Origin of the sequence: Bifidobacterium pseudolongum subsp. globosum (genome assembly GCF_000741295.1) — a bacterium.
Classification (GTDB): domain Bacteria; phylum Actinomycetota; class Actinomycetes; order Actinomycetales; family Bifidobacteriaceae; genus Bifidobacterium; species Bifidobacterium globosum.
This window is the reverse complement of record NZ_JGZG01000006.1, coordinates 86913-101657: the sequence shown is the minus strand read 5'-3', so window position 1 is coordinate 101657 and position 14745 is coordinate 86913. Positions and strand designations below refer to the sequence as shown.

General features: G+C 65.2%; 11 protein-coding genes and 1 other RNA gene. 11 read left to right on the top strand and 1 reads right to left on the bottom strand.

Annotated elements, in window-relative coordinates; all coding sequences use genetic code 11:
* From BPSG_RS08715 to leuA, 7 genes are all read left to right on the top strand, one after another.
* Nucleotides 1–227, top strand: a 227-nt coding sequence (locus tag BPSG_RS08715; RefSeq protein WP_034879083.1) for a hypothetical protein, incomplete at its 5' end; no start/stop codon positions are given.
* Nucleotides 228–262: 35 nt separating this feature from the next.
* A complete protein-coding gene (recR, locus tag BPSG_RS05545; RefSeq protein ID WP_026644140.1) occupies nucleotides 263–865 on the top strand; it encodes a recombination mediator RecR in 603 nt (200 codons plus the stop codon).
* Nucleotides 866–997: 132 nt separating this feature from the next.
* Nucleotides 998–1759, top strand: a complete 762-nt coding sequence (locus BPSG_RS08780) for an aspartate kinase (RefSeq protein ID WP_022858112.1) — start codon at nucleotides 998–1000, stop codon at nucleotides 1757–1759.
* Between the two features lie 60 nt (nucleotides 1760–1819).
* The gene (locus BPSG_RS08775) at nucleotides 1820–2386 is read left to right on the top strand and encodes an ACT domain-containing protein (protein WP_026644141.1); all 567 of its coding nucleotides are present in this window, start codon (nucleotides 1820–1822) and stop codon (nucleotides 2384–2386) included.
* 54 nt (nucleotides 2387–2440) lie between these two features.
* Nucleotides 2441–3511: an aspartate-semialdehyde dehydrogenase gene (locus BPSG_RS05530; protein ID WP_026644142.1), complete on the top strand. Its 1071-nt coding sequence runs from the start codon at nucleotides 2441–2443 to the stop codon at nucleotides 3509–3511.
* 285 nt (nucleotides 3512–3796) lie between these two features.
* Entirely contained in the window at nucleotides 3797–4417 is a 621-nt protein-coding gene (locus BPSG_RS05525) for a DUF5701 family protein (RefSeq protein WP_022858109.1), read from the top strand.
* A 204-nt stretch (nucleotides 4418–4621) separates the two neighbouring features.
* On the top strand, nucleotides 4622–6535 hold the full coding sequence (gene leuA / locus BPSG_RS05520; RefSeq protein WP_026644143.1) for a 2-isopropylmalate synthase: 1914 nt from the start codon (nucleotides 4622–4624) through the stop codon (nucleotides 6533–6535).
* Nucleotides 6536–6626: 91 nt separating this feature from the next.
* Here leuA and BPSG_RS05515 read toward each other — a convergent pair whose 3' ends face one another.
* Nucleotides 6627–8966, bottom strand: a complete 2340-nt coding sequence (locus tag BPSG_RS05515; RefSeq protein ID WP_080699288.1) for a transglycosylase domain-containing protein — start codon at nucleotides 8964–8966, stop codon at nucleotides 6627–6629.
* A 216-nt stretch (nucleotides 8967–9182) separates the two neighbouring features.
* Between BPSG_RS05515 and BPSG_RS05510 the strand changes: the two genes are divergently transcribed.
* The 4 genes from BPSG_RS05510 to topA all read left to right on the top strand — a co-directional run bounded on the left by BPSG_RS05510 (nucleotide 9183) and on the right by topA (nucleotide 14741).
* Nucleotides 9183–10325 (top strand): inositol-3-phosphate synthase, encoded by a 1143-nt coding sequence (locus BPSG_RS05510; RefSeq protein WP_026644144.1) that lies wholly within the window; start codon nucleotides 9183–9185, stop codon nucleotides 10323–10325.
* Between the two features lie 43 nt (nucleotides 10326–10368).
* Nucleotides 10369–10465, top strand: an RNA gene (gene ffs, locus BPSG_RS08450) — signal recognition particle sRNA small type.
* Between the two features lie 69 nt (nucleotides 10466–10534).
* The gene (locus tag BPSG_RS05505; RefSeq protein WP_080699287.1) at nucleotides 10535–11686 is read left to right on the top strand and encodes a phosphatase PAP2 family protein; all 1152 of its coding nucleotides are present in this window, start codon (nucleotides 10535–10537) and stop codon (nucleotides 11684–11686) included.
* Nucleotides 11687–11795: 109 nt separating this feature from the next.
* Nucleotides 11796–14741, top strand: coding sequence for a type I DNA topoisomerase (gene topA / locus BPSG_RS05500; protein ID WP_026644146.1), 2946 nt, complete (start codon nucleotides 11796–11798; stop codon nucleotides 14739–14741).
* The last annotated feature ends 4 nt before the right edge of the window (nucleotides 14742–14745 follow it).

Sequence of the window (14745 nt, the reverse complement as noted above, 5' to 3'; positions counted from 1 at the left end):
CCGCGGCCGCCGCGCCCGCGCAGCCCGAGCCTGTGCGGCCTGCGCCGCAAGTGGATCCGGACGAGGACGAGTATTCGATGACCGACGAATCCATCAGCACGTCGATGATAATGGATCTGGACGCCGTCAAGGAATTATTCGACGTCAAGTCTGTTGAGGATTTCAGCGCCGATGACCCGAAGAACCCGCGCAACCTGCAGGCGCAGAAACACCATGACGAGCACTGACCGGCGCATACGATTAGGAGGATCAGGAGACGGCAATGGCCTTGGCTTATGACGGCGCGATCCAGCGCCTTATCGACTCGTTCGCGAGCCTGCCCGGCATTGGGCCCAAAGGCGCGCAGCGCATCGCGTTCTACCTGCTTGGCGCGCCCGACGACGAGGCGCAGCGCCTCACCGAGGCCATCGCCGAGGTCAAGGCGAAAGTGAAGTTCTGCGAGATCTGCGGCAACGTGTGCGAGACGAGCCCGTGCACGGTGTGCGCCGACCCGCGCAGGGACCACACGGTGATCTGCGTCGTCGAAGAGCCGAAAGACGTGATGAGCATCGAGCGCACGCGCGAATACCGCGGCCTCTACCATGTGCTCGGTGGTGCGATCAACCCGATGGCCAACATCGGCCCCAACGACCTCAACATCGCCCAACTGCTCAACCGCCTGCAGACCGACGAGGTCAGGGAGATCATTGTGGCGCTCAACCCGAACATCGAAGGCGAAGCCACCACAACGTACCTGAGCCGGCTGCTCACCCCGCTCGACGTGAAGGTCACGCGGCTCGCGAGCGGCCTGCCGGTGGGCGGCGACCTGGAATACGCCGATGAGATCACGCTCTCGCGCGCGCTGCAGGGGCGCCAATCCGTGTAACGTGACGCGATTTTCCGCATTATGGTCGGCGCCATGGAATCGCATGCACGGTTCCATATAATAATCACGCTTCCCGCGTACACTAAAACGCGTACCGAGGGACGGTTCACCAGACAAGAAGATTGGATAGCAGTGGCTCTTATCGTGCAGAAATACGGCGGTTCGTCTGTCGCCGACCCCGATTCGATCAAGCGTGTGGCACGGCGCATCATCGAAACCAAGAACGCCGGCAACGACGTGGCGGTAGTGGTTTCGGCGATGGGAGACACCACCGACGACCTCATCGACCAGGCGCTGAGCATCGATTCCGACCCGCCGGCGCGCGAAATGGACATGCTCATGACCGCGGGCGAGCGCATCTCGATGAGCCTGCTGGCCATGGCGATCCACGCGGCGGGCTCGCACGCCTATTCGTTCACCGGCTCGCAGGCCGGGTTCATGACCGACGCGCAGTTCGGCGCCGCGCATATCCGCGCCGTCAAGCCGGACCGTGTGCGCCGCGCGCTCGACAAGGGCAGTGTGGCGATTGTGGCCGGATTCCAAGGCGAGAACGAGCGCGGCGACGCCACGACGCTCGGCCGCGGCGGCTCCGACACCTCGGCGGTCGCGCTGGCTGTGGCGCTCGGCGCCGACGTCTGCGAGATCTACACCGACGTGGACGGCGTGTTCACCGCCGACCCGCGCATTGTGCCCACGGCCCGCCGCATCCCGGTGATCGGCTACGACGAGATTCTCGAAATGTCGTCGTGCGGTTCCAAGGTGCTCGCGCTGCGCTGCGTGGAATACGCCCAGCGCTTCAAGATGCCCCTGCACGTGCGCAGCTCCTTCTCCCACCGCAGCGGCACGCTCGTGGTGCCCGAAGGCGTGGACCCGCACACCCTGCCCAATCTCTGAGGGCCCCCGGATTTTCAACCAACTTTTGTACAGAACCAAGCAGAACCTACGGAGAGCAACATGAACGAGAACGAAGACAAGTCGATGGGCGATCTGTTCCCAGACCTGGGCCAGGAGACGCCGATCATCTCCGGCGTGGCGCACGACAGCAGCGAATCGCTCGCCACCGTGCGCGGCGTGACCGACGAGCCGGGCATGGCGGCGCGCGTGTTCACCCGCCTCGCGCAGATCGGCGTGAACATCGACATGATTGTACAGGCGGGCGCCTCGACCGGCACCGCCGACATCTCGTTCACCGTGCCGGGCGCCGACGCGGCGCGCGTGCGCGAGGTGCTGCTGCAGGAGCAGGACGCGCTTGGCTACGATTCGTTCGACGTCAATCCGAACGTGGGCAAGGTGGCTGTGGTCGGCGTCGGCATGAAGACGCATTCCGGCCTTGCCGCGCGCTTCTTCGAGGCGCTGAGCGACAAGGGCATCAACGTGCTGATGATCTCCACGTCGGAGATCCGCATCGCAGCGCTTGTGCCGCTCGACCAGCTCAATGAGGCGGTCAAGGCGCTGCACACCGCCTACGGCCTCGACGCGGATCAGGTGGAAGCGGTCGTCTACGGCGGCACGGGCCGCTGAACCAACAGCACAGTACACGGCACAACAGGGCAAACACGGTAAAGGAGTCCGGCAATGGTACAAATCAACGAACGCGGCGTCAATGTGGCGGTGCTCGGCGCGACCGGCCAGGTGGGCATGGTCATGCGCCGCGTGCTCGACGAGCGCGACTTCCCGATCAAGGACCTGCGTTTCCTCGCTTCGGCGCGTTCCGCGGGCCAGACGCTCAACTGGCGCGGCCACGACATCACCGTCGAAGACGTGGCCACGGCAGACCTGAGCGGCATCGACATCGCGATCTTCTCCGCGGGCGGCGGCACCTCGAAGCAGTGGGCGCCCAAGTTTGCCGAAGCCGGCGCCATCGTGATCGACAACTCCTCGCAGTGGCGTCTGCATGACGACGTGCCGCTCGTGGTGGCCGAAGTGAACCCGGACGACCTCGACGAGATCCCTGCCGGCATCGTGGCCAACCCGAACTGCACGACGATGGCGATCATGCCGGTATTGAAGCCGCTCGCCGACGCCTTCGGCCTCAAGCGCCTCATCGTCAGCTCGTACCAGGCGGTTTCCGGTGCGGGCCGCGCCGGCGTGGAGCAGCTCATGAACGAAGCGAAGGCCGCGGTCGAACAGGGCGCCGACAAGCTCGTGTTCGGCGGCGACGCGATCGACTTCCCGGAGCCGACGAAGGTCGCGCGCACGATCGCGTTCAACGAGGTGCCGATGATCGGCGACATCGTCGACGACGGCTCCGAAGAGACCGACGAAGAGCAGAAGCTGCGCAACGAAAGCCGCAAGATCCTGCACCTGCCCGACCTCAAGGCCTCGTGCACATGCGTGCGTGTGGGTGTGTTCACCTCGCATGGCATGAGCGTGAACGCCGAATTCGAGCAGGACGTGACGCCGGACCAGGCGCGCGAAGTGCTCGGTGAGGCGCCGGCCGTGGAGCTTGTGGACATTCCGACCGCGCAGCTCGCCGCAGGCAAGACGCCGAGCTTCGTGGGCCGCATCCGCCAGGACCAGGCCGTCGACGGCAACAAGGGCCTCGCGTTCTTTGTGACGAACGACAACCTGCGCAAGGGCGCCGCGCTTAACGCGGTCGAGCTCGCCGAGGTCGTGGCGCAGAAGCATTTCGCCGACCAGCTGTGACTTCCACGGCCTGAGTAGGCCGGATAGCCCCCTGCACAAGGCGCACGCCATCGTGGCGTGCGCCTTGTGCTATGTACGGTGGCGTTTGCGTGGCGCGTTCCCGCCATATGCACCAGCGCTGCATGCTAAGGAGTCTGGTTCCGTGGTGCGTTGGTGCGATGCGCACCGACGCACATCGCCAGGTGACTGGTTTGCGTCGTGCGTTGGTGCAGGATGCGACGGGGCTGGTCGCTAAGGGGGTTTGCGTCGTGCGTTGGTGCAGGGGCGGCGGCTATGCTGGGAACCATGTCATTGGCATCGATTGAAGCGACCAAACAACTGGACCGCATTGTGGCACTCGGCTACCCCGACGTGGCGGACATGAGCTCGGATTCGTTCCGCGCGCTCGCCCGCCCGCTCATCAGCGCGCTCGAAGACAGCGACCTCGGCACCGACATCCTGCTGGTTCCCACGCGCGAGCTCGTCACGCCCGAATCGCTGATCGCCCGCACGAGCATCAACCGCATGGCCGGCTTCACCACCATGCCGCCGCGCGACATCGCGAGCTTCCTGCCGACCGACGGCTTCGAGCCGCCGGAGGGTCCGTTCTACCTGGTCGTCGACCCGCACACGGGCACATGCTATGTGAACCGCGAGCCCGACGTGGCGCGCAAGCTCATCGAATCCGACGAGCGCATCCCGCTCACACTCGAAGAGGGGCTCGCCGTGGCCACGCAACACCCTGAATGGCTGCTCGAGAAGAACGGCTTCAATCTGCTCGGCTCGCGCAGCGCCGACGGGCGCGTGCCGAGCATCTGGATGAGCCAGAACGCGCCGCGCTTGGGCTCCGTGTGGCCGAATTCGCGGCACACGTGGCTCGGCAACGCGTACTGCGTGGCGCGCCGCGGTGTCAATCTGATCGGCTGACTGGGCGCCGCGCCGGCTTATACACGATAGTTGTAAATAAGATGCGGGGAAATGCCAGTATTCGGACGTTTCGTCGCCGGTTCTTCGCTACGCTGTATAACGTAGCGGTTGTGCGTGCTCGCGCGCACTCGCTATATGAACTATCATATTGATTATTTATATAGGGAACAACTATATCTACAATAACAGTAAAAAGGAGGAGTGATGGGTCAGGATCAATCGTCTGTGTTTGATCTCGCCGCAGTGGCTGCGGCATCCAACGGAGGGAACAACGACCCGCTGCTGCCTCCGGCGCGTTTTATCGGTGCCCCGCAGAAGCCGAGCGATATGCCCTATACGAAGTACGTGGCATACGACAAGCAGGTGCCGTTCGACTACCCGGAGCGCACGTGGCCGGGCAAGCGACTGCAGCGCGCACCGCGCTGGTGCTCCGTCGACCTTCGCGACGGCAACCAGGCGTTGGTGAACCCGATGGACTCCGAGCGCAAGCTGCGTTTCTGGAACATGCTTGTGGAGATGGGCTTCAAAGAGATCGAAGTCGGCTTCCCGAGCGCCTCAGAAACCGATTATGACTTCATCCGCATGCTCATCGAGCGTGAGCTGATCCCCGACGACGTGACGATCGTGGTGCTCACGCAGGCCCGCGAGCACCTGATTCGCAAGACCTATGAGTGCCTCAAGGGCTGCAAGCGCGCGATCGTGCACTTCTACAACTCGGTCTCGGTGCTGCAGCGCGAAGTGGTGTTCCGCAAGGACCGCGCCGGCATCAAGAAGCTCGCGACCGACGCCGCGGCGCTGTGCAAGGAGCTCGAGGGCGACGCCGAGGGCATCGACCTGTATTACGAGTATTCGCCCGAATCGTTCACCGGCACCGAACCGGAGTACGCGGTGGAGGTGTGCAACGCGGTGATCGGCGTAATCAAGCCGACGCCCGAGCACCCGATGATCATCAACCTGCCGGCCACGGTGGAGATGACCACGCCGAACGTGTTCGCCGACCAGGTGGAGTACGTCTCCAACAACCTCGACGACCGCGACGCCGTGGTGCTCTCGCTCCACCCGCACAACGACGAAGGCATGGGCGTGGCCGCGGCCGAGCTCGGCATCCTCGCCGGCGCGGACCGCATCGAAGGCTGCCTGCTCGGCAACGGCGAGCGCACCGGCAACGTGGACCTGGTGACGATCGGGCTCAACCTGCTCACGCAGGGCATCGACCCGCAGCTCGACCTGTCAGACATGCCCACGATCCGCCGCACGGTGGAGTACTGCAACCAGATCAAGATCTCGGAGCGCCACCCGTACGCGGGCAACTTCGTGTTCACCGCGTTCTCCGGCTCGCATCAGGACGCCATCAAGAAGGGCCTCGAAGCCCGTGAGCTGGCCGCGGAAATGGCCGGCAGCGAACTCGAGAACTTCGTGTGGCTCGTGCCGTACCTGCCAATCGACCCGAAGGACATCGGCCGGTCGTACGAGGCGATCATCCGCGTGAACTCGCAGTCGGGCAAGGGCGGCATGGCGTATCTGCTCAAGGCGAACCACAACCTCGACCTGCCGAAGAAACTGCAGGTGGAGTTCGAGCGCGTGGTGCAACAGCACGCCGACGAGACGAAGAAGGAAGTCAAGGACGAAGACATCTGGCGTCTGTTCAAGGACGAGTACCTGCCGGTCGAAGACGGCGGCGCCGTGGCGAGCGGCGACGCGCTGAGCGACAGCGGCGACGCCTCGCTCGAACAGTGGGGCCGCCTCAAGCTGCTCAAGGTCAGTGTGTCGTCCGGCGAAGACGGCTCCGACACCGTGCTGCACGCCACCGTGCTCGACCGCGGCATCAACGTGGGACACGAGCCCGAGGTGACGCGCGAGATCACCGGCACCGGCAACGGCCCAATCGCCGCGTTCCTCGACGCGCTGAAGTCCTTCGGTGTGGAGGCCTCCGTGCTCGATTACGCCGAGCACACGATGTCCGTCGGCACCGACGCGCTCGCCGCGTCGTACGTGGAATGCGAAGTCGGCATGGAAGACGAGGAGAAGTGCACCGTCTGGGGCGTCGGCATCGATTCGTCGATCATCACGAGCTCGCTCAAGGCGATCATCTCCGCGATTAACCGCTCCGGTCGCTGATCAGCGGGGACGCCGCGCATACATAAGTACTGCCCGCAGCAGAGGGATCTGCTGCGGGCAGTACTTATGTGAGGCTGTGCCGGCACGGAGACTATGGTTTGTTCTGCTGCGTGTTGGCGCCGGATTCACCGCCGCCCGGCGTCTCGGCCGGAGATTCGCTCGGCTGGGGCGCCGGCGTGCTTTGGCTCGGCTTTGGCTCCTGCTCGGGCGTATTGCCGCCGCTCGGCTCGGTGGGTGTCGTCTGTTCGGGCGTCTGCTGCTGCTCCGTCGAAGGCGACGGTGAATTCGACGGCGACAAGCTGCTCTCGCTCGGCGTGGGCTGCGTCTGCTGCAGGTTGTTGTAGCTGTTGCCGGACCCGCGCTTGCTGCCGCCCAGACCCCAATCGCCGTCCGGTCCGCCGATCACGCCGTTGTCAATGGCGTCGGGGAACTGCTCGACCGGCATGTCGGCGACCGCCGTCGACATGAATTCGGAGAACAGATGCGACGGATAACCGGTGGACGAGACGCCATAGCCGGCGAACTGCGGCACCACCTGGTTCTCGCCGTTCGGGCCCGGGTTCCAGATGGCCCACACGTTCATCAGCTGCGGTGTATAGCCCACGAACGAAGCCGCGGTCTCGTCGTTCGCCGTGCCCGACTTGCCGGCGACGGGGCGGCCGAGCGCGCTCGCCACGCCTGCGGCCGTGCCATACTGCGTGGTGCCGAGCATCGCGTGCTGCACGAGGGCGCAGTCGTTCTCGTCGAACACCTTGGTGGTGTCGAGTTTCGGCTGGTACATGTCTTTGTCGCCCTTGAGCACGCGGTCCACCACGTGCAGCGTGTTCTTCGTGCCGTTGTTGGCAATCGTCGAGTGGCCCTGTGCTAGATCCCACACGGTGAGCGAGTTGATGCCCAGGATGTTGTAGAGCGTGTCGGTCTGGATGTCTCCGCTGATGCCCGCGTCATGCGCGATCTGCGCGTACCGTTCCGGCGTCAGATGCTCGTTGACGTTCATGAACACCGTGTTCACCGAGTTCGCGGTGGCCTGATTGAGGTTGATGTTGCCCCAGCTGATGCCGAGCGCGTTCGGCACTTCGGCGAAGGTGCCGGGCGTGGTTTCGAATTCCTCGGGCGAATTGCCGTTGAACAGCGTCGCAAAGCTCACGTCGCTCTGCGCGGCGCCGATGAGGCCGAAGGGCTTCATGGTGGAACCGGGCTGGAACGTGGACTGCGTGGTGTTGTTGAGCTGCTGCTTGAGGTAGTCGGAGCCGGCGTACATCGCCTTGACCGAACCGGTTTTCTGGTCGACGGCTATGCCGCCCACCTGCAGTGTTTCCGGCATGCCCTCGGGGCGTTCGTCGCCCACCTCCTGGATGCGGTCCTGCAACGCCTTGTCAATCGTGGTCACCACCTTGTAGCCGCCCGTTTCGAGCTCGTCCTTGGTGAAGGCATTGGCGTTGATCAGCTCCGATTCCACGGTGGAGAGCAGGTAGCCGTTCGGCCCCGCGAAGTCGTTGCTGAGCGTGTACTCCTTGACCTGCGGGAACTGGGCGGCGGCCGCTTCGGCGTCGGTGATGTAGCCGTCCTCCTTCATGATGCGGATCACGCGGTCGAAGCGTTTCTTCGCCTGCTCGGGGTTCTCCTGCGGATCCCACGAGCTCGGCGCGGGGATGATGCCGGCGATCATGGCCGCTTCGGGCACGGTGAGGTCCTTGGCGTCCTTGCCGAAGTACGCCTGCGCCGCGGCCTGGATGCCGTACGCGCCACGCCCCAGGTAGATCGTGTTCATGTAATTGCACAGCACCTGGTCTTTGTCTTGCGAATTCGCGATCTTCATGGCCAGGATCGCCTCGCGGATCTTGCCCGCGTACGACGTGGTCTCGCCGAGGTAATACCGCTCCGCGTATTGCTGCGTGATCGTCGAGCCACCTTGGCGTGACCCGGTGGTCAGGTTGTTGTAGAGCGCGCGGGCCATGCCCATGATGTCGATGCCCTTGTTCGTGTGGAACGAACGGTCCTCCGACGCCACGATCGCATTGCCCACATACTCGGGCAGCACGGAACAGTCGATGATCTCGCGGTTCTGCGACGAGATCGAGCCGATCGGCGTGGTGCCGTCGCTGTAATAGATGTTCGTCTTTTCGGCGATCGCCACTTTTTCAGGCTGGGGGATGTCGGTTGTGGCATACAGGTAGATGAACAGGCCGATGCCGGCGAGCAGCAGGCCGCCGATCACGCCGAGCAGGATCTTCCACCACAACCCTTTCTTGTGGTTCTTCGGCTGCTTGTGGCCTTTGGACTGGTTGCGGCTGCCACTGGGCCGTTTGCCGCTCGAACGCGTGGCGCTGCGGCGCGTGGAGGGGCCGGCCTGCCTGGTGGAACCTGAGGCGGCGGTGCGCGGCTTGGCGCCATTCTGGCGTGAGCTTGCGGTGCGAGTTTGTGAAGCCATGAGCACCACGGTAATCGTTCCACCTGAAAAAAGGCGGGTTCGCCAATGGAAAATACGCGGCCGTGCACACGACCGCGACCTTTGTGCAGATGTGCGCAATTTGTTGTTTTCCAGCGCTTCCGCTATCGTCGAACCGCCCCGTGATGGCAATTGCGGGGGTGTAAAGGTATGCTTGAAGGTTGTATGAACGCACGCAACTTGGAGGAGTCGTTTCAGATGAGCATTCGCGTGGCTATCGTCGGTGTGGGCAATTGTGCCTCGTCGCTGGTGCAAGGTGTGACCTACTATAAAGACGCCAAAGACGAAGACAAGATCCCGGGCCTGATGCACAACAATTTCGGCGGGTACCGTGTCCGCGACATCGAGTTCGTCACGGCATTCGACGTGGACGCCGAAAAGGTGGGCAAGGATCTGTCTGAGGCGATTGGCGCTTCGCAGAACAACACGATTAAATTCGCGGACGTGCCGGAACTGGGCGTCGAAGTACTGCGCGGACCCACGTACGACGGTCTGGGCGAATACTACCGTGAGATGATCGAGGAATCCGACGCAGAGCCCGTGGATGTAGCCCAGGTGCTGCGCGACAAGAAGGTCGACGTCCTGATCTCGTACCTGCCGGTCGGCTCGGAAGAAGCGGACAAGGCGTATGCGCAGGCCGCGATGGACGCCGGCTGCGCGTTCGTCAACTGCCTGCCCGTGTTCATCGCGTCCGACCCGGAGTGGGCGCAGAAGTTCCGCGATGCCGGCGTGCCGATCGTTGGCGACGACATCAAGTCGCAGGTCGGCGCCACGATCACGCACCGCGTGATGGCCCGCCTGTTCGAGGACCGCGGTGTGCGCCTCGACCGCACCTACCAGCTCAACGTGGGCGGCAACATGGACTTCATGAACATGCTGCAGCGTTCGCGCCTTGAGTCGAAGAAGATTTCGAAGACCCGCGCCGTCACCTCCGTGGTGCCGCACGAGATGGATCCGTACAACGTGCACATCGGCCCGTCCGATTACGTGGCCTGGCTCGACGACCGCAAGTTCGCGTTCGTGCGCCTCGAAGGCACCACGTTCGGCGATGTGCCGCTCAATCTGGAATACAAGCTCGAAGTGTGGGATTCCCCGAACTCCGCCGGCATCGTGATCGACGCGCTGCGCGCCGCCAAAATCGCGCTCGACCGCGGCCTGGCCGGCCCGATCCTCGCGCCGTCGTCGTACTTCATGAAGTCCCCGGCCGTGCAGCATGAGGACAATGAGGCACGCCAGCTCGTTGAGGAGTTCATCGCCGGCACGGTCGAAGCGACCGAGGACCAGCTCAACGCCGACGTCGCCAAGGCGAAGGCCGACGGCAAGGACGTCTGGAAGGCCTGACGCCACAGCCGGTTCCGCTTGGTCCCGGCATGGTGTACACTAGTCAAAGCCTCCGCGTGGCACTACGTCACCCAATCCCCCCAGGGCAGGAATGCAGCAAGGGTAAGTGGCCTCTGGTGGGTGCGCGGAGGTTTTTCCATACCCTCTTCCAATTCGCGCACGCATTGGCGTCGGTGCCAAGGTTCACTCGTGCTCGTACAGTCGTAGCCATGACACAACACGAATCCGCCCCAGAAGACGAGCCGCGCGCCAACGGCTCCGCGAACGTCTCCGTCGGCAGTGCCCCCAGCGATAGTGTTGCCGCCGGCGATGCCACTACCCCCGCCGCGCAGTGGGCCCCACTCGAGGAACGCCGCGAGCCGCAGCCGACCGGTGCACCCACTGCCGCGCCTACCGCGGAAGACCCGCTGTCGGCGCAGATCGACGCCTCGCTCGCGCAGCCCGACCCGCTCGCCCTGCGCCCGCGCACATCGAGCGTCGTGCTGTGCGTGGTGTTCGGCGTGGTGTTCCTAGGCGTCGCCGCAGCGGTCTACTGGCTCGGTGTGCACACGGTGGACGGTCAGAGCTACGAAGACCTGGCCATCATGAACTTCGCCAACACGATGCCCGCATGGCTCAGCTTCGGCAATCTCAAATCGGGGCTCGTCATCGGCGTGAGCCTCGCGTTCGGCGCCGCGGCCATGCTCGTGGCGGCGGCACGCAAACGCTGGTGGCTGCTCGGCCAGCTCGCCGTGTTCGCGGCCGTCGCGTTCGCCGCGGCGAAGCTGCTCAAACCGCTTTTGCCGCGCCCGCTGCTCGTGCATGTGGAGTCGTCGGTCAACAATTCCGCCCCTTCGGGCCACACGATGCTCGCCGCGGCGGCCGGGCTCATGCTGCTCGCCGCGGTGCCGCGCGCATGGCGTGCGTGCGCGGCGGTGCTGTCCGCCGTGTTCACGTCGATCGTGGGCGTGAGCGTGATCTACGACCGCTGGCACCGGCCGGTGGACGTGGTGATGTCGGTGTGCATCGCCGGCGCGTGCATGATGTTCGCGCTCGCCTGCACGCGCGCCTCGGGCATGGACCGCACGGGCAGCCGTGCGTCGTCGCCGAGCGTGCAGATCGCCGCCACCGCGCTCATCACATTGGGATTGTGCGCGATCGCATACGGCACCTATGTGCTGTGGCAGATGTTCCCCGGACTGCAGTACGCGTCGGCGTGGGCGGCTCCGGGCGCCCGTGCCGCGGCCGCCGCGATGGTCGTCGGGTTCGCCGGGCTCGTCAACGGCATGGTGTTGATGATGCGGCAGATCACCGCGGCCCCGCTCACGCGCCTCGGCCTGATTGGCGAACCTCCCGCACCGCCGCGCAAGGGCGCCGCGTGACCGTCCGCCACGGCCGTGTTTTCAGCTGTGCGCCACACCTCGGCCGCACGCTGTGCACACGGCATGAGTAATATGACGTCTCGAAACGCGTAAGTGTAAGGAGAAGAGCATGACTACCGGTAGCAAGCTCGTCATCGTCGAGTCTCCCGCCAAGGCAAAGAAGATCGGCGGGTATCTGGGTGAGGGCTACACCGTGCTGGCGTCAGTGGGCCATATCCGCGACCTTGCGCAGCCCAGCCAGATCCCCGCCGACCAGAAGGCGCAGTACGGCAAGTTCGGTGTGGACGTGAACGACGGCTTCAAACCCTATTACATTGTGGGCGCCGACAAAAAGAAGACGGTCTCCGAACTGCGGTCCGCGCTCAAACACGCGAGCGAACTCTATCTGGCGACTGATGAGGACCGCGAAGGCGAGGCGATCGCATGGCACCTCGTGCAGACGCTCAAACCGAAGGTGCCGGTCAAGCGCATGGTGTTCCACGAGATCACGCCCGAGGCGATCCGCGCGTCGCTCGAACACACGCGCCAAGTGGACGACCACATGGTCGACGCACAGGAGACGCGCCGCATCCTCGACCGCCTGTACGGCTATGAGCTTTCGCCGGTGCTGTGGCGCAAGGTGGGGCCGGGCCTGTCCGCCGGCCGCGTGCAGTCGGTGGCCACGCGCCTGATCGTGGAGCGCGAGCGCGAGCGCATGGCGTTCGTGCGCGCCCCATACTGGGATGTGGTGGCCCAACTGCAGGCCCCCGATGCGCTCGGCGAACTCACCGGCTTCGACGCGCGCCTGACCACGCTCGACGGCCGTCGCGTGGCCGGCTCGAAGGACTTCACCGCCGCGGGCACGCTGACCGACGCGGCTGCGCACGACGATGTGCGCCAGCTGACCGAGGCCGATGCGACGGCGCTCGCCGACACGTTGCGCGACGCCGACTTCCTCGTCTCGTCGGTCGAGAAGAAGCCGTACCGCCGCCGTCCGCAGCCGCCGTTCACCACGTCGACGATGCAGCAGGCCGCCGGCAACCGCCTCGGCATGTCGTCGCGCCAGACGATGCGCGCGGCGCAGAGTCTGTACGAAAACGGCTATATCACATATATGCGTACCGATTCGGTCACATTGAGCCACGAGGCGATCGCCGCCGCGCGCGAGTCGGTGGCGCAGCAGTTCGGCGAGCAGTATCTGGCGCCGCAGCCCAAGCAGTACGCCACAAAGACGGCTGGCGCGCAGGAAGCGCACGAATGCATCCGCCCGGCGGGTTCGCGGTTCCGCGCGCCCGACGAGCTCGCGAGTACGCTGCCGCCGGACCAGCTCAAGCTCTATACACTCATCTGGCAGCGCACGCTCGCCTCGCAGATGGCCGACGCGACCGGCTTCACGGCCGTCGCGCGCTTCACCGCGCCTTCGCCGGACTTCGGCGAGGCGGTGTTCCAGGCGTCCGGCACCGTGATCGAGTTCCCCGGCTTCCTGCGCGTGCTCGGATCGGCGCGTGCGAAGGCGAGCGACGAGGCGTCGCTGCCGCCGATGAGCGAAGGCCAGGTGCTCACCGCCACCGGTGTGCAGGCCGACGGACATGAGACGCAGCCGCCGGCACGCTACACCGAGGCGTCGCTCGTCAAGACGCTTGAGGCGAAAGAGATCGGCCGTCCGTCCACGTACGCGAGCATCATCTCCACGATCATGGACCGCGGGTATGTGTATGAGCGCGGCCGCGCGCTGATCCCGTCGTGGCTCGCGTTCGCCGTCACCAAGCTGTTGGAGACGCGCTTCCCGACGTACGTGGACTACCAGTTCACCGCGGACATGGAAAACGGGCTCGACCAGATCGCGCACGGCAAGGAGACCGGGCGCGAATGGCTCACCGCGTTCTATTTCGGCACGGGGCGCGATGCCGCGCACACCGCGCACGACGTGCATGAGGGCCTGCAGCAGCAGGTCGCGCAGCTCGGCGAGATCGATGCGCGCGCGATCAACACGATCGAGATCGGCGACGGACTGGCCGTGCGCGTGGGGCGCTATGGCCCGTATCTGGAGGATTGTGCGCATCTGGACGCCGAGGGCAACCCCAAGCGCGCCACGATCCCCGACACGCTGGCCCCCGATGAGCTGACTGTGGCCGAGGCGCGCAAGCTGATCGACAGCAATGCGGGCGGCCCGCGCGTGCTCGGCACCGACCCGGCCACCGGCGGCACGGTGGAAGTGCGCAACGGGCGTTACGGCCCGTATGTGGCGCTTGTGCTGCCCGGCCAGGAGCAGGCCGCGCACGAGCACGATGCGAAGAAATCCAAGAAGGCGGAGGGCGAGCGCCCCAAGATGGCGTCGCTGTTCAAGTCGATGAGCCCTGAGACGGTCACGCTCGCGGACGCGCTGCGCCTGCTGAGCCTGCCGCGCGAGGTGTATGCGGCCGACGAGACGAACGCGAAGACCGGCGAGATCGAACATGTGACGGTGAACGCGAACAACGGCCGCTACGGCCCGTACCTGACGCGCGCCGTGGAGGGAGGGGCGAGCGAGACCCGTTCGCTCGAGAACGAGGACGCGATCTTCACCGTGACCGAACAGCAGGCGCGCGACCTGTTCGCGCAGCCCAAGTACGGCCGTGGGCGTGGGCGTGCGGCCAAGCCGCCGCTGCGCGAACTGGGCAACGACCCGGCCACGAACAAGCCGGTGACGATCAAAGAGGGCTTCTACGGCGCGTACATCACCGACGGCGAGACGAACCGGTCGCTGCCCAAGCAGTACGACCCCAAGACGATCTCGGCCGAGGACGCGTTCCGTCTGCTTGCCGAAAAGCGCGCCCACGGCCCCACCAAGCGCCGTGGGCGCAAGTCCGCCACGAAGGCGAAGGCCAAGGCCAAATCCACTGCCACATCGACCGGTTCCGCGCAGAAGGCGCGCGAGGAGCGCCGCCGCAAGGTGCGCGAACTCGCCGACAAGGGGTGGGCGAACTCGCGCATCGCCAAGGAGCTCGGCACCACCGCGGCCACCGTGAAGAGCGACGTCGAGTACATGACCGAACACGACGGCTACAGCCGCCCGCCGGTCGTGCCGAACCGCTGACGGG